Source organism: Mesorhizobium sp. M7A.F.Ca.CA.002.05.1.1 (assembly GCF_003998335.1).
Taxonomy (GTDB): Bacteria; Pseudomonadota; Alphaproteobacteria; order Rhizobiales; family Rhizobiaceae; genus Mesorhizobium.
The window spans coordinates 1-570 of sequence record NZ_RZQI01001581.1 but is presented as its reverse complement, the minus strand read 5'-3'; the positions used below and the strand labels follow the sequence as shown (position 1 = coordinate 570).

The following is a 570-nucleotide window of genomic DNA, read 5'->3' as shown; positions in this document are numbered from 1 at the left end:
CCACAAGGCCGAAGGCTTCCGCATCCTCGATGCGATTTCTTCCTGGTGGGTCGTCACCCATGGCCATCGCCACCCCCGCATCATGAAGGCCATCGAGACGACCGCTTCGAGCCTCGACCAGATCATCTTCGCGGGCTTCACCCACGAGCCGGCCGAACGGCTGGCCGAGGCGCTTGTCGGCATCGCACCCGCCGGCCTCGACCGGGTGTTCTATTCCGACAGTGGCTCGACCTCAGTCGAAGTCGCGCTGAAGATGGCGCTCGGCTATTTCCGCAACATCGGCGCGCCGCGTTCGCGCATCGCCGTCATGGAGCACAGCTATCATGGCGACACGATCGGGGCGATGAGCGTCGGCGCCCGCGGCGTCTTCAACGCCGCCTATGATCCTTTGCTGTTCGAGGTCGACGCCATCCCCTTCCCGGCCGCCGGGCGCGAGCAGGAAACGCTGGATCGGTTCGAGGCCGTTAGCCGCGACCGGCGCGCAGCCGCGCTGATCGTCGAGCCGCTGGTGCTTGGCGCCGGCGGCATGCTGATGTATCCGGCCTGGGTTCTTGCCGAATTGAAGAGGAT

The 570-nt window shown here is 66.0% G+C and carries 1 protein-coding gene; it reads left to right on the top strand.

Annotated elements, in window-relative coordinates:
- The coding region (locus EN939_RS37160; RefSeq protein ID WP_127272132.1) for an aminotransferase class III-fold pyridoxal phosphate-dependent enzyme at positions 1-570 on the top strand (570 nt) is incomplete at both ends.